This window comes from Saccharospirillum sp. (assembly GCF_039982735.1).
Classification (GTDB): Bacteria; Pseudomonadota; Gammaproteobacteria; order Pseudomonadales; family Natronospirillaceae; genus Saccharospirillum.
This window is the reverse complement of record NZ_JBDWXV010000007.1, coordinates 98,782-113,148: the sequence shown is the minus strand read 5'-3', so window position 1 is coordinate 113,148 and position 14,367 is coordinate 98,782. Positions and strand designations below refer to the sequence as shown.

The following is a 14,367-nucleotide window of genomic DNA, read 5'->3' as shown; positions in this document are numbered from 1 at the left end:
GGGCCGAGAGTGTTCTCGCAACCAGGACGCCCCTTCGGTCTTTCACTGTGCGGCTACAGGCAGCAGAGGCACCTGGTTCACATAGCCCAGTCGCGTACACTGCTATCTGCGTGAAAGCGGTGGTTGGCGCTGGTGCTGTGGGCGTGATATGACGCCAGCACCGCCCCTTATGTACCGCCTTAGAGTATAGCGTTGCTGGTCTTGTGATCTATTTTGCAATGGTTCCGTCTGCGTTTTTAACGTACCCTTGGGTCGGTGCCTGGTTCAACGCGAATGAACGATACAGCATCACAACAGACGTGACATTCTACCCGCAGGGGTATCAGCGCAAAAGGAATCACAATTGGAAACGAAATACTCTGAACATCCAGCCATGTTCAAGAATAATCCGCTCGGGTTCATTCTTGCGGTCTTGTTGATTCCACTCGCAGTAGGCATTCTGATTCTTCTCATTTGGTATTTGAAGTGTAAGTCCACCACCCTCGAGTTCACGGGTAACGACCTTATTCTTGAGAAGGGATTGTTAAGTAAAGATCGCACTGAATTGAATGTTAGAAGTATTCGTACTGTGAAGGTCTATCAGACGTTTCTCAACCGGATATTCGGGGTCGGCAAGATTTCCGTGTTTACTGCGGGCGACGATGCGGAAATTGAAGCAGCCGGGGTACCACGACCTCATGATCTGAGAGATATGATCAAAGCTCACCTGGCTGAATAACCATGGCCGATGACACTGGAAAGAAAGACGAGAGGGAGGCCAGAACGATTGCGATAGCACTGATTGTTCTCGTGGCTCTGCTCTTTATTGGCGGTTTCTTTGCATTACCCATGCTGGCTGAGTTCAATCAGGTTTACCTGGCACCGGGTGTGGGTATAAAAGATGCGGCGGTCATTGCGTTTACCCTGACTGTCTTGGTTCTCATCGTTTTTGCGGTTGCTGCCGGTGATGGACTACTCGGTGAAATACAATTCTTACTTATTGGGTTTTTTGCCTTTTTCGTTGTCCTCTGGTTGCTGATCTCTTGGGTGTTCTGACGCAGGACTCGTGATACGCCCAGACTGGGCGGCATCAGCCCATGGTTTTTGACGGCTTTGACGCGTGCAGACGTTGGCGGCTACCCTTGCGACTATGCATACCAAGAGAAACGACACCAGATTCGCAAATGCGTTGTATTGTGAGGCCGGAGGCCTGGAGCTTCTGCGGGAAGCAGTCACATTGGCCGGGGTCAATGAGTTAAAGGTACCCGAGGTATTTTCGGTCAGTGAAGGTCAGCTTCAGATGACTGAAGTTGATGCATCACCTCCCTCTGACACTCTTTTTCGGGCACTGGGGAAAGGGCTTGCCCTTATTCATCGACTGCCGCAAAGCCACGTCGGTTTTCACCGTGATAATTATATAGGTTTGAACCCCCAGAAGAATGGCGAAAGTGACAACTGGGGTGATTTCTTTCTGGAATACAGGCTTGGCTATCAGGTAGGGATGATCAGTGATGCTCGGCTAAGGGATCAATTCAGTGAGGTACTTCACCTAAAGGGCAACATTCTGGCCGCGTGGTTAAATGAGCATACGGGTGCACCCGCTTTGCTTCATGGCGACCTATGGTCCGGCAACGTGATGTTTGATCGAGCGTCGAGCTGGCTGATTGACCCGGCTGTCTATTACGGTGACCCGGAAGCGGACCTGGCCATGACTGAGATGTTCGGTGGCTTTGGAAAGCCTTTCTATCAAGCCTATGAGGCGGTGCGGCCGCTTAGCACTCACTATGGTCGCAAGCGAGAGATCTACAACCTTTATCACTTTCTGAACCATTACAATCTGTTTGGTAGTGCGTATTTGGCATCCTGCCAGAAGGCGTTTAATAGCATCGAGAACCTCTAGCCCGGGTGTTCCGTTTACGCCTGGGCATTAGAACAGCGGCGCCCGACTATCGCTTCCGGTCGCCGCTTCCGGCCTGGTTATGCTTCGGTTACTGCCTGGTGAGCTCAATGCCTGAATAGTACAGGCCGGTTCGAATGGCGTCGTCAATTAGCGGTGGAAACGCCGCACTCCTGTGCGCTACACGATCCTTTAACACCAAAAACCCCGGAATTCCGGGGTCTTGGTCCTGGTGTTTGGAGCACGCTGTAAAATTGATCCACACTGAGTAGGGTTTCTGTAACGTGCATCACCGGATGGGGGTTCAGAATCCATCGACCGGGCGTTGATGACCGGTGGGTTCTTCAACCTCAAGCGCCTGCAGAGAATTGGGAACCCGGGTATTGACGTAATACACCCGGCCTTCGTCTTCGCCAGCGGGTAATACTTCAATCAGCCGGTGTGGCCCCGGTGCCATACCGCGCATCAGGACGTTATCGGGCGTTGAATCCAGGTCGCCCAGTATGACCAAGCCCAAACCTGGGTTGGTGGCGATCACCGCCCCGATGTATCCGTCACGCCAGAGAAACACCTCGCTGAGCTCTGTCATGTTGCTGATGGAATCTCCCTTTCCCGTGGAGGACGCCCCAAACCATTGAGCGTCGGGAATCTCCAGTGAATCGCTGCCATCCATCTTCATGGCGACGGCGTGGTCTTGCCCGGTGTGGTCGGCGCGGTTGTAGTATATCCAGCCGCTGCGGCTGCCCAGCACGTCGGTCATGATCCCGGCAAAGGTTGTTGTGCTGTCATCCAGTACCTGCCGGTCATTACCGGTTGTGTCCCAACTGACGACCTGGCTGCCTACCGAGGCCGCCACCCGGCCATCGCCCGCGATGATAAAACCCGTATAAAAGCCCAGCGAATCCTCCTGTTCAGCGAACAGGCTCCAGTTGTCGCCTTCGATCCGGTACAAGTCCTGTTGCCCCAAGCCTGATGCGTTGGCTATGCCAAAAAACAGCACGTTGCCTTTGCGCGCCATATGGCGATCGGCGGGCATGAAAGGTGCCCCCGCAACGCCGGTGGGGAAAATGAGTGGTTCATCTGCCCCATTCAGTACCTGTGTCAGGCCTGAACTTACCGGCGCGGATGGATCATAGCGCCATACTGAAGCTTCCTGCGCTGTACAGTCAGCCTGGTTCAGGACATTAATAACCAGGTATTGGGTCTTATCCGTTAATGGGCCACCCAGCGGAGCGGCGAAACTCGCCTCCCTTGTGTTCGGGAGCAAATTATCTACACCGAGGCTCGTTGAGCCGTTTGAATTGGAGGTCGCGCGCGACAAAAAATAGCCGTTACATAACGTGGCGTCGTCGGTTTTCAGCGTCAGGTATCTGTAGCTCCCGGAATCACTCGCTACATGATCAACGGGTGTAATGTACTCGATAAGTTTTGAGTCTGGCATTAACGGGTCGTCTGCTGCGGGGTAATCCATTCGCACGAGCATCTTGTTACCTGCCCCACCGTAGCTAAGTTCCGTTCTATCGGCGTTAATATAGGTTTGCCGCAACGTTGCGCCAATACTGCTCATATTCTGCGCTTCGGTGAACGTTTCCGAAGACACCCTCACACCCATTTGGCCGTTTAGAAAGAGGTCTCCATCGGTGCTTGCCCGGGCGAAGCCTTCTGATGACGCGATGCCGGATTCCCGGTTGTGCGCGAACAGCACGTCGGATACCCGATAGTTATCAACACGGCCGTCGTTTTCATCTATGTCGGCTTCAACTAGTGGGCGGTACAGCGTCCGCCCAATCGACTCGGGGTTGTCGCCCGTTCCTTCCACGGTCAGGTGTTGCCGAAAGATGCTGTCGGGGTTAGCCGGGTTCATCGCATACAGGGCGGAATGGTTGCCGTCATCGTCCTGGTAGCTATTGCTGAAGTACAGTATGTCCTGGTTATCGGCATCGCCCTCCAGGCCGGGTAACTGAGGCAGGGTCCAGTCTGCGCCAGATCCGTTGTCGCTACCTCCGGAGTCATCGCCACCTGCGCCATTTCCTCCACCTCCTGAACTTTCCCCACAGCCTGTGATGACTGCGCTGGCCAGCGCGAGAGCAAGTAATCCATTGATTCTTCTGTGCGAAGTCATTGTCTACCTCGTTATTGTCAGGTTTGTTTTTTACCGCCTAACCATAACGGGGTTGATGCAACACCGGTGTCCTGCAAATGCTGTACACGCCCACTGACCCGACATCTGAAGGATACCGGCTTAACCATGTCATCCCTAACATTGCCGGGCTAAGTGCATCCCTTTAAAGGAGAAGACGCATGAACAGTATTGGAATGACAATGGCGCGATGGCAGCTTGCCGCCGTTCTGATAACATTATTAAGTGCCTGTGGTAGAGGAGGCGGTAGCTCTGACTCTGCTGACGAAGGAAGAGGCGAAACGGATGGCGATACCATGGCCGTTGCTGCCAACGCCGAGTACAGCACCGCCACAGGCACTCAGGCCAGTGCCGAAGAACAAGCTGACAACGACGGAAACAACACGGGGGCTGTATACCTTTACTGATCGTCTGAATCAATCGTGAAAACGGGCGTCTATTGAATGGCACTTAGTAGGCGCCCGTTTACGGTTACCTCTCCATATTCAGCGCCGGATTGCCATTCGGCAAACGAATACCGCAGTAGTTGCCCTGGCTGTGTTGACTGCTTGTACTGACGGTGGCAACTTCTCAGCTTACCTCACCAGCTTCTGCATATATGACGTCAGAATCAACCTATGCACCACACATTAACCCCGGAGATCGAGTGATCCTGTTTGACGGGGTCTGCAGGCTCTGTTCTGCCTGGGCACGTTTCCTGATCAAGTTTGATAAGGAGCGCAAGTTCAAGTTGGCTACCGTGCAGTCACCGGAAGGTCAGGCCATTTTGCAATGGTATGGTTTGGCAACCGATCATTATGAAACCATGCTGCTTATTGAAGGGGCAAGCATTTATACGAAGTCTTCCGCCTTCTTCAGAGTGATGCGTCGATTGCCATGGCCCTGGCCTATGGTATGTATTGGCTGGGTAGTGCCATCGATTATTCGAGACTGGCTTTATGATCGTATTGCATTAAACCGCTACCGTTTATTTGGTCGTTTTGACGTTTGCGTTGTGCCGACTAAGGATCATGAATCGAGGTTTCTGGGTGAATAGTATTCATGTCAGGTATGCAGTGTGTCGGCCCTTTCGATAGTGGGGTTACAGTTGCGAAAATTGATGACCGACAACGTTAATCTATTATCTGATGTTCCATAAGACCCCCGCAGGCAGCACTTATGCTCACCTGCCACATTACAGCTTACGGTGCTTTCGGCGGTGGGGTCTTGTCTTGCCGCCAGGGGGTGCCATTGCAGGTTGGGTAGCTACTGCAATTTGGCAGGCAACCGCGGCAGGGGAGCCGGTTCGGTGTAGCGGGAGGTGTCGCGTGGGGTTGTGACATGGGCTTATGCTCTGTTCGGTATTGATAGATGTTGATACGGGTCCCCTCTGCTTTTGGACGACCTCAGCCCTGGCCATATTGATACCCCGCGTGCAGGGGGAGTTATTGGACAAGGCGTTCAGGTGATCTGCATCGGCGTCTGTTGCCTTGCCATACCGCCGTTTCCGGCCACGCCCGTTGAGTCCGTCTGACTGCGGTTGCCTGACCGCCAGGGCCTGTTGGTTAATTGCCTGAGCGACGGCTTTATTGGATAATCGCCGCTTTGCAGCGCGGTATTGGATAAGTTGTCTCATGGATTTGAAGGTTGGCCACACACGCGTTTCAGGCGGGTTCACGCTGGTTGAGCTGGTTCTGGTAATAGTCATTCTCGGCGTGCTGGCGGCCGTTGCACTCCCTCGCTTTGTCACGCTTTCATCGGAAGCCCGTATTGCGACCATCAATTCGGTCTCGGGTGCGATGAAAAGCACCGTTGGTATTGTCAGAAGCAAAGCCTATGTCAGCGGTCTCTCGCCTGCTGCCAGCAACCCCGGCGGCAGTAATCAGCTGGATTACGTGATAGAGACCGAGGTTGGGCGGTCGGAAGTAGACTGGCGTAACCTCTGCCCCGAAAGCCAGGCCGAGGTGGGCGACGCGCTCACCATGCTGGATTACATTTCTCTGCAAGCCAGCAGCAGTGCCAGTCTCAAGACGTTCGTTGATAACCGGTATACCCGGGTAGGGTTTAACCTCCCGTCAGATCCCGGACCGGGTTGCTACGTTGAATACGATTCGTTTGGCTTCCCCGACTGCACTGTCACTACCGTTACTGTCGACTGTTGAGCGTCTGCTTGCCGCCCAGCTTTGGGGGCGTGCCCTATTCCGACACCTGAACCTCCCGGGTATGGGCATCCACAATGGTCCGGTACTTTTCGCTTTGAAGGAGGGTGTTGTGGGCTTCATTGAAGCGGTCTACAAAGGTTGCATCGATCGATGCTTTGGAAAAAATGATATACGCTGGGTCGGATGACAATTTGATCCCGGTGCTGACAATTCTGTCCTGAAACCCCAGCTGGCTGATTTCCATTAAACCGGTCAGGTAGCTGGCCGCTACGGCGTCAATGCGATCGCGATCGAGCATTTGCCACAGCACAGGGCGGTTTGGCACCAGCGTCAGCCTGCCTTCCAGGTCACCGTTTGCCAGTGCTTGCTGGTACTCGGGGCCATAATTCACGCCAATTTGTCCGCCGAGCGTGATATCGCTTTCGAGCAGGTCGGAAAACTGCTGCCAGGCAACCGCACCGGGGTTGTCTGCACGAACAAAGATGACGTTCGGTGAGGTGTCACCCTGGTTGGCATAGTGGGCATAGGCCCGGCGTTCGGGGGTATCAAAGGCACCACTGACGATATCGACCCGTCCTGTTTGTAGCGCCGACAAGGCACGCGCCCAGGGCATATCGACAAACCGGACGTCGCAGCCCAACTCGCTCAGCACGGTACGTATGACATCGGCGGATATGCCGCTGACACCGCCCGGTGCGTCAGCTGAGGCGTAGGTGTAGGGCGGGTCGTCGGTCCAGCGGAAGGTTTTTACACAATCTTCGGCCAGCGCGGGCGACGCCAGCACACTGCTTAGAATGATACAGCCGGCCAGGCACCGGCCGTAGGGGGATGACGTACTACTCAGCGTCATCAGCAGGTGCTTTATCATTCGGGTATCCTTGTTCGGTAATAGCGTTCAACGGGCCATCGGGCTGTGCAGGTCTTATGAGTCTAGTCGGTCTTTTTTAAGGTGGCAGCAAAAGTGACCGGACTGGCTATGCTATGCTTCCGCCCGGTTCAGAAAATTGATTCTGGATACTCTGGAAAACCCCGAAACAGCAGGCTGCTGTTAAGTTGATACTGCCCAATGACCATACCCGTTGAAGACATCACTGATCCAACCGTCTCCTGCTCAACCTGCCAGGCCTGTTGTTGCCGCCTGGAAGTGATGATTATTACCGATACTGGCGTTCCGGCCCGGCACATCGCCGTTGATAAGTGGGGTGGTGAGACCATGCTGCGTTTGGATGATGGCTGGTGTTCAGCGCTGAACCGTGAAACCTTTCTGTGCACTATTTACGAGAATCGCCCGTTGATCTGCCGGGAGTTCGAAATGGGGTCTTACGAATGCCGGGTGGAGCGGGCAGCGGGTTTGTGAGCCCGTGTCGTTGTCACCTTAAACCGGGAAAAACAGGCCATATGGCCCGCTAGCCGCGTTATGGCCCCGTCCATGAACGCCACTCTTTACGAATAGCGCCAAACAGGCGCCGAAATGGGCCGGCGGCGTCATTGACCTGCTCGGCCAACCGGGCTTCTACGCGGCGTCGAAACCCCCGGTACCAGCGCCAGAATAAGAAACCGGCGACGGCCAGGGCAGTAAAGAAAACGATGCGAACCCAGTTGACCGGCCGGTACCCTGGTTCCACCATTTTCATGTCGACCAAATTGGGAAACAGCGACAGCAACTGGATGCGCCAGCCGTAATAAGTCACCTGTACAAAGGGCTTGTCACCGGAAGATAAAATGCTTTGCGTTCTGGCCGTCATGTCGGCGCTGTCGAACTTGAAATAGGGTGGCCAGTGCCAGCCCGTGTCTTCATTGCGGTATACCCGAACCTTGTCTTCCGCCGTAATGGCATTGATAAAACGAATATCCCGGGTGTAGGTGGGGGCCACTCGTTCGACGTTGGCTCCTTCATGATCCAGGTAGCGCCCTTTGCGGGTGTCCATCCGTTTAACGTCGGTGCCGGTGAGCTGTACCACGGCTTCACTGGGCAGGTAGTAATCGAGAAAAGCCGCCAGGCCGACTACCACCAACGTGCAAAAAATCCATTTGATACTTGTAAGAAAGACCTTCATTGATTCATCTCCAGGGGGCGCTGTCGGGTCGTTGATCACCATGGCGGGTGATGTATCGGCCTGCATAGCTCTGCTTGGCCGGTGGCCAGTGCTCAAATTGTTGCCAGAATAAAGCGCGGTTCCACCGGTACAGATAGCGAAAGTGTTCGGCACGGTAGTGGGCCAGTAAGTGGTGGATCAGAGGTGCCATGTCACCCCCTTTGGGTTCGACCAGATAGAAGAACGCGTCACCCGTTGCCAGCGAATCCAGATCGCTGCTGCCCTGCTCCAAAAGGCGAATCGCTGACAACAGGGTTTTGGCGACGTCTGGCAACGCATCCCAGTGCCGATGAATCAACTGAGTCTGGTCGCTAGCGGTCAGAGTGGAAAAGTCGCCATCCTGGTGGTCGCTGGCGTACTGGTCGAGCAGGAAGCCGCGCAGTATTTCCTGCAGTGATTCGAGGTTCGATATTGTTTGTACCAGCCGGCGATCGGTCAGGTACCGGTAGACCTGCTCGCTGTCCTGTATGCGGTGATGCTGAATCTGGGGGTTACCTCTGCCAAGGGGTTCTACCTGAGGGTCGACCGACAGAATCACAATTCGCCGGCCATGGTCGAACCGGTACAAGCCGCCGAGATGACGCGTAAAATAGTGACGGATCTGGTAGGTCTCATCGATGGGCGCTACCGGGTGGCGGCGGATATCCCCTGTTTTTTCAGCCAACTGTATAAGGTTGTTCAGGCGTGCGTCATCGAGCCAATGTTCAGGCTGTTGCATCAAATCGTCGATGGTCTCATGTATGCGGCCCGCCGCGTCAAGCAAGCCATCGGGTGTCTTTAATGAGATGGACACCGTTCTCATATCGAGCAGTTCGTCTACCGATTCCAGCCGATAAATGGAGTTCTGAATTTCTCCATAAACGGAGTCTCTTGCCATAAGGGTGAACAGTTGGCTGCGGTTCACCTCCATAAAGCTTTTCAGGATATCCGCCGTCCAGGAAAACATGGGGCCGTGCAGCGTTAAATTCTGTTGTTCGGGTATCAGCAGAATAAAACGCCGGTTAATGCCATGAGGGTTCAGGTAGTAAGGGTCCTGAAGCTCCTCTGCGATTTCAGGGGAGAACCCGGTCAGGTCGATGTGAAAGCGCCCCAGCTCGGTTCTGCACCCGCACAGTTGCTCCATCGCCCGGTTGTACCGTTCCTTTAACGTGTCGCTGCTCACCAGAAACCATTCGTTGTTGCAGAATGTCCAGTTGAACACAGGCTCGGACGGGAGTGGGTTCTGGGTGTCCATCGGCTGCATTTACTCGCCCTGCCGCAACCGGCGCTCTGCTTCCAGCTGCCATTTAATCTGGCGCACACGTTCGGTGATTTCGGCTTCATCGGATGCACCGGCATAGCGGAATTCGCTGTCGGCATAACGGTTGATTTCCTGAATCACCATCTCCGGGGTTATTGGCGTCATCAGCTCGCTGAGCATGGCGAGTTTGGTGTCGTAATCGCGATGTAAGAACTGATCCGGGTGTTCCATCCAGTCGTCCGGCAGTTCGAAATCCATGGCTCTCAATTTTACCGCATCGGTAATGTTCTTGATGGCCCGGCCGGTAAACCGTTCGTCGACTTCCTGAATCGCTTTTAGGTAGCCACCCAGGGAAGCGATCGTTACGTTGCTTGCCGAGCCAGTGAGCATTCGATCAAATACGTCGGCCAGCGCGGGTGCGGTAGGGCGGTTGTGCGCGTCGAACGAGCGTTGCACAGCGCCTTGTATCGCCTGATTCGCGTACAGATCATGATCACCCAGCGGTATATCGTGGTTTTTGCCGAGCAACAGATTCAGAATGTCGACGTAATCTTCGCGCGATTGTGGTCCGTCGATCAAAAAGCGGGCACCGGCTCGCTGGCGCAGGGCATCATCGACCTGTTCCGGGTAGTTGGAGAACATGCCAAAGGTGCAGTTACCGCGAACCACGGTGCTGGCACCGGCGAAGCTTTCCATCAGCACGGCGGTGATTTCCTGCTGCCCGGCCGACGACTGGCGGTCACCCCGCTTGCCGGCGACCTGGTCAATATCGTCGATGGTGCCGAAGCCAATGATGTTCGGGTCGGTGACGTTGCGGATAAACTGTTTCGCGTTCTGGCCGGATTTACCCTGAAAGCTGTCTACGTTGTCGGTCGATAAGTTTTCATAGCGGAAGGTGTAGCCTGCGACCTCGCAATAGTCGTTCAGCAGACCGGCGAGCATCTGAATCAGCGTCGTTTTGCCCGTGCCGGGTTTACCGTCGCCCATAAAAGTAAAGATGAAGCCGCCCAAGTCAACGAAAGGGTTCTTCTTATGGGTGAAATCGTAGGCCATCAGCATTTTGGCGAGTTTCAGCGCCTGGTACTTGGCAATATGGTTCCCGATAACCTCTTCCGGTTTCTTGAAGCTCATGACCAGTTGGGTGGCGCGGCCGCGCTGGGAGACTTCGAAACCATCGACGGTAAAGGCATCGGCCTCAACCCGGTAGGTTGCGGATAGAAAGGGCTCAAGCCCTGGCATGCCGTGCCGGCGAATGTGCAGCGCATCGATCAGGCGGGTTGCGTAGTCGCGCACCACTTTTACCAGGGCTTCATCGCTTTCTGCATGGTCATCAATAAAGCGGTCGAGTTCCCATAAGGCACCATTCAGGGCATCGATGGGGTTGTCCAGTACGATCTCTTCGGGGTCGGGAAGCGTGATCGACAGGTTATCGGCCTCGGTCAGGTAGTCGCTGAGTACGTACTGCAGGTAGCTGGCAAAGGTGAACAGCCCGATCAAGCCGGAAGCGTTAAGCAGTTCGCCAAACTCCTTTCGTTGCAGGTCGCCCAGGCGTCCCTGGGTGTTTTCCCGCTTAAGGCTGTTCAGCGGAGTTTGGTCCCCGAAGGTATCGATCAGGGTATTGGCAACCGCCAGGCCGCGACGCAGCACCCGAATAATATGGCTCTGTACTTCAGTGGGTAAGGGGTCGTCCGGAGTGACGCTGGCAATGGTGTGGGCCAACCCGGCCTGCGAAGACGCCGCCGATTGCGTAACGGGCGACATACCCGGAATGGTGTTGCGAAAGCGCCGCCGTGAGAAGCCACCACGGCTGGTCTGGGGTTCATCGTCTGCCGAGGCAAATTGTGGGCGGTGGCTGAGCGCGCTCAGCGTGTGAAACGCCGCTTCATAGTGACCACGAATGTCTTCTTCCTTCAATTGCATGGCTTGTTGGGGTTGCGTCATCGTTCTTCCCTATTGAATTCGGTGCAGCAGTGAGCCTTCCGGTCCCACCACATATTTGGTCATGGCATTCAGGCGTTCGTCGTTGAGCGAACGCATGCTTTGGTATGGCCCTATGGGCATGATCATGTAGCGATCGATTGAAGAGGCACCGGCGGAGACCAGATCGGGGCGGTAGGCATCGATGTGGTAGGTTTCTCGCCGTCCGCTGCGGAACAACCCGCGCGACACCTGGCGGCTGTCTTTTGAAACCAGAGTTTCCACCGTCCATTCAAATACCCAGTCCTGACCGGGGCGGCCCGCCTGCTCGGCCAGAACCCGGCGGATGGCATCGGAGTGGCTGGTGAATTCGTGCAGGTACAGGGGGCCTGCATGTATACGCCGAAGCGTCAGGGGGTGAATATCCGGGAAGTCTTCATCGAGGCCGTGCGCAATGGTCAGCAAGGTCAGGGATGACAAAGACTGGTTCAGCAATGCCTCCCGGTAGGCGTGCCAGCGCTTCTCGTCTTCGTGGAGCGGAACGGCGCCGCTTTCTTCGATCAAGCTGAAATAGAGGTTGGGCAGGTTTCGCTCGGAGTCGAATACCGCCCAGTGCAGCAGGTACCGTCTGGGAACCGTTTGGGTTTTCGACACCAGGGTTAATTGAGGCCTATTGCGTGGCAGAAAGCAGGGCTTCAGTGTGAGCGCTTCGCGGTACAACCGCTGAGACAGCCGAAACTGCAGCTCGCGCGGTAGTGAACGGTGATTCAGGCAATGATCCAGAATCTTTTCTTCCAGTTCCGCAACGGTATCGGTGTTTGCCAGGCTCGCCTGGGCTACGTCGAAGTCGCCCGCCAGTTCCAGCCATTGCTGGCTGACGGGCAAGCCATTGTACACACTGAATTCCGATGGCCAGTAATGCTCGGGTACGCGTCCTGTCATCGCATTGCGCAACCTGAAGCATTCCAGGCTGTGAGCCAGCTGGCGCAGATATTCCTGCACGATGCCGGTGGCATTGTGAGCCCCCGGTGCACCGGGAGCCTCCGTGGCCATCAGTTCGATCAGGGCCTGGGTAACAGCACCCACCGTGGCGAAATAGTGCTGAGCCAGGCGGGGTTCAAACCCTTGTGCACTCGCTTGCATGAATCAATCCTTTGCAATGGATCAGTCTGCGCTGGCCGTGTAGTTGGCACGGTCGTGCCGTTCCATAACCGCTGCAAACCGACGCGCAAAGCGCTCGTCCGCTTTCGCTTTCTGTTCCTGCACCATCTGGCTAAAGGCCATGTTGCCTTCGTGGGCTTCGAGCATTTCAGCAATGCGCTGATTGGTGGCAGCACCAATATGAGCCATGGTGGTTTGTGCCTCGTTATCGACGGCCGAGCCGATATCGTTGATGCGGTGGGCCACATCCTGTTGCTGGGCAGTTTTAAGGGATTTGTTCAGCGCATCGTAGAGCAATACGCGCTGCTCGGTATCCGTTTGCAGTTTGTCGACCAGTACCATCTGGGTGGCCACCTGGTTCTGCAGGGAATCGACAAAGGTCTGGCCCATCTTGATGTACTTTTCCAGGGTTTGGCTCAGCGCCAGTTTCACCTGTTCTTGTTGTACCAGCTCGTTGTGGGTCTCGTTGATGTTCTGTAACTCGCTTTCAAGCTCCGTTCGCTTGGCGGCATCGGCTTCCATGGAAATTTTGTTTTCCAGGCGGATGATTTCCGGGTCCATCTGTTGCAGCTGGTTCCTGATTTGTTCCAGCTCGGAGACTACTTCGCCGCGTTGCGTCAGAACCACGCTCAGGTTATCGGAGACTTTCACCTGCTGGGTTTCCAGTTCTTTCAATTGTTCCTGCAGCAAACCGATAATGACGTTGGATTTACCAATCAGGTCTGCCAGCTTGCTGTCGATGTTGGTATTGCGAATACGACTGGCACGCATGGATTCAGACTTGTGGGAAGACAGAAAGCCTATCAGTTTTTCGCCCATGGTTTTTGAACGCATGGTGTCGAACTGTTTGCCAAAGCCAGCGGTGACTTCATCCAACTCGACAATAAGTTCAGCGATATTGCCGTTCATGGCTTCCTGCTGCAGTTGAACATCTTCCAGTTCTGCATTTTCGATATCCAGGCCGACCCCCAGTTCACCGACTTTGCTCTCACCCGATTGCAGCACAGAGGTGACTTTTTTCTGTCGTTGGCGGTTTTGTTCGATCTGAGACTTGACCGTCTCCATGGCACTATCGATATTACTCATAGCGTTCTCCTTTTTTAGTCAGATTCGCAGGGGTTAGGCAAGGGAAAGCGGGGCGTTGGCCCGCCTTCTAAAAGCGCAATTAGGGTGTGGTGTAAACGAGGTGTGTCGATACAGCTGATATCCTTATTCGCTGGGAACGTGGTCGACTGTACCCAGACAGAGTTCCGGCAGATTGTTCAATCCTTGAACGGAAGCGTGTGAAAGCCCGACCATCATGTCGGGATAGGGGCAGAAGATAAGGGAAAAACTCACTTCATGGGAACAGGGAACCGATGCCAATGCCATGTTTTGTGACGGACTTCTCTTCTAGCGCGTATAGGTCTGCGCTTCCAGAGGCATGAGTTCGGGGTTGTCACGTATCCACAGAACGGCCGGTTCGGCCAGCCGATTGAGATCGCCCCTTCGCCCTTTGATCTTTGTCGCCAGGGCTTCGACGTCTTTCAGGTGCTCACTACTCAGGCCATTACCGGTATGGATCAGTTGCTGGTAAGGGTTGAAGCGGTTGCGGTAAAACTCGAACTGTTCGCCAATGTCAGTCACTCTCTGGGCCATGAGCCCGTGCGGTTCTGTTTCTTGTGTCAGAAGGTAAGTGAGCGTTGCAACAGGCACTGATCCGCTATTTCACGCGAAACGGAGTAGGTGTATAGCCGGTTGTAGTCGAGCGACACTTCCCCCACGATGACCTTACCTATTTCGCTGGAAGGTGGCTC

General features: G+C 54.8%; 15 protein-coding genes. 7 read left to right on the top strand and 8 right to left on the bottom strand.

Annotation, left to right across the window (positions count from 1 at the left end):
• The first annotated feature begins 343 nt into the window (after positions 1-343).
• The 3 genes from ABJT94_RS04480 (at position 344) to ABJT94_RS04470 (ending at position 1,879) form a co-directional block, all read left to right on the top strand.
• Positions 344-718 (top strand): PH domain-containing protein, encoded by a 375-nt coding sequence (locus tag ABJT94_RS04480; protein WP_348474463.1) that lies wholly within the window; start codon positions 344-346, stop codon positions 716-718.
• Positions 719-720: 2 nt separating this feature from the next.
• A complete protein-coding gene (locus ABJT94_RS04475; protein WP_348474462.1) occupies positions 721-1,035 on the top strand; it encodes a hypothetical protein in 315 nt (104 codons plus the stop codon).
• A gap of 94 nt (positions 1,036-1,129) precedes the next feature.
• A complete protein-coding gene (locus ABJT94_RS04470) occupies positions 1,130-1,879 on the top strand; it encodes a fructosamine kinase family protein (protein WP_348474495.1) in 750 nt (249 codons plus the stop codon).
• Positions 1,880-2,180: 301 nt separating this feature from the next.
• Here the strand turns inward: ABJT94_RS04470 and ABJT94_RS04465 are convergent, their stop codons facing one another.
• Positions 2,181-3,998 carry a hypothetical protein gene (locus ABJT94_RS04465; protein WP_348474461.1) on the bottom strand — a complete coding sequence of 606 codons (1,818 nt, stop codon included), beginning with the start codon at positions 3,996-3,998 and terminating at the stop codon, positions 2,181-2,183.
• 179 nt (positions 3,999-4,177) lie between these two features.
• On the opposite strand from ABJT94_RS04465, the gene ABJT94_RS04460 reads away from it, so the two are divergent.
• The 3 genes from ABJT94_RS04460 (at position 4,178) to ABJT94_RS04450 (ending at position 6,157) form a co-directional block, all read left to right on the top strand.
• Positions 4,178-4,423 carry a hypothetical protein gene (locus tag ABJT94_RS04460; protein WP_348474460.1) on the top strand — a complete coding sequence of 82 codons (246 nt, stop codon included), beginning with the start codon at positions 4,178-4,180 and terminating at the stop codon, positions 4,421-4,423.
• Between the two features lie 239 nt (positions 4,424-4,662).
• Entirely contained in the window at positions 4,663-5,052 is a 390-nt protein-coding gene (locus ABJT94_RS04455; protein ID WP_348474459.1) for a thiol-disulfide oxidoreductase DCC family protein, read from the top strand.
• Positions 5,053-5,629: 577 nt separating this feature from the next.
• Positions 5,630-6,157, top strand: a complete 528-nt coding sequence (locus ABJT94_RS04450; RefSeq protein ID WP_348474458.1) for a type II secretion system protein — start codon at positions 5,630-5,632, stop codon at positions 6,155-6,157.
• A gap of 34 nt (positions 6,158-6,191) precedes the next feature.
• Here ABJT94_RS04450 and ABJT94_RS04445 read toward each other — a convergent pair whose 3' ends face one another.
• Positions 6,192-7,025, bottom strand: a complete 834-nt coding sequence (locus ABJT94_RS04445; protein ID WP_348474457.1) for a transporter substrate-binding domain-containing protein — start codon at positions 7,023-7,025, stop codon at positions 6,192-6,194.
• Positions 7,026-7,223: 198 nt separating this feature from the next.
• Between ABJT94_RS04445 and ABJT94_RS04440 the strand changes: the two genes are divergently transcribed.
• The gene (locus ABJT94_RS04440) at positions 7,224-7,514 is read left to right on the top strand and encodes a YkgJ family cysteine cluster protein (protein WP_348474456.1); all 291 of its coding nucleotides are present in this window, start codon (positions 7,224-7,226) and stop codon (positions 7,512-7,514) included.
• Positions 7,515-7,572: 58 nt separating this feature from the next.
• On the opposite strand, the gene ABJT94_RS04435 is transcribed toward ABJT94_RS04440, so the two are convergent.
• The 6 genes from ABJT94_RS04435 to ABJT94_RS04410 form a co-directional block, all read right to left on the bottom strand.
• Positions 7,573-8,214: a DUF1523 family protein gene (locus ABJT94_RS04435; protein WP_348474454.1), complete on the bottom strand. Its 642-nt coding sequence runs from the start codon at positions 8,212-8,214 to the stop codon at positions 7,573-7,575.
• A 4-nt stretch (positions 8,215-8,218) separates the two neighbouring features.
• A complete protein-coding gene (locus tag ABJT94_RS04430; RefSeq protein WP_348474453.1) occupies positions 8,219-9,496 on the bottom strand; it encodes a DUF6638 family protein in 1,278 nt (425 codons plus the stop codon).
• Complete coding sequence (locus ABJT94_RS04425) at positions 9,497-11,434, bottom strand: ATP-binding protein (protein WP_348474452.1); 1,938 nt, start codon at positions 11,432-11,434, stop codon at positions 9,497-9,499.
• A gap of 9 nt (positions 11,435-11,443) precedes the next feature.
• Entirely contained in the window at positions 11,444-12,553 is a 1,110-nt protein-coding gene (locus tag ABJT94_RS04420) for a hypothetical protein (RefSeq protein WP_348474451.1), read from the bottom strand.
• A 21-nt stretch (positions 12,554-12,574) separates the two neighbouring features.
• On the bottom strand, positions 12,575-13,657 hold the full coding sequence (locus ABJT94_RS04415) for a hypothetical protein (protein ID WP_348474450.1): 1,083 nt from the start codon (positions 13,655-13,657) through the stop codon (positions 12,575-12,577).
• 306 nt (positions 13,658-13,963) lie between these two features.
• The gene (locus ABJT94_RS04410) at positions 13,964-14,209 is read right to left on the bottom strand and encodes a hypothetical protein (RefSeq protein WP_348474449.1); all 246 of its coding nucleotides are present in this window, start codon (positions 14,207-14,209) and stop codon (positions 13,964-13,966) included.
• Positions 14,210-14,367: the final 158 nt, after the last annotated feature.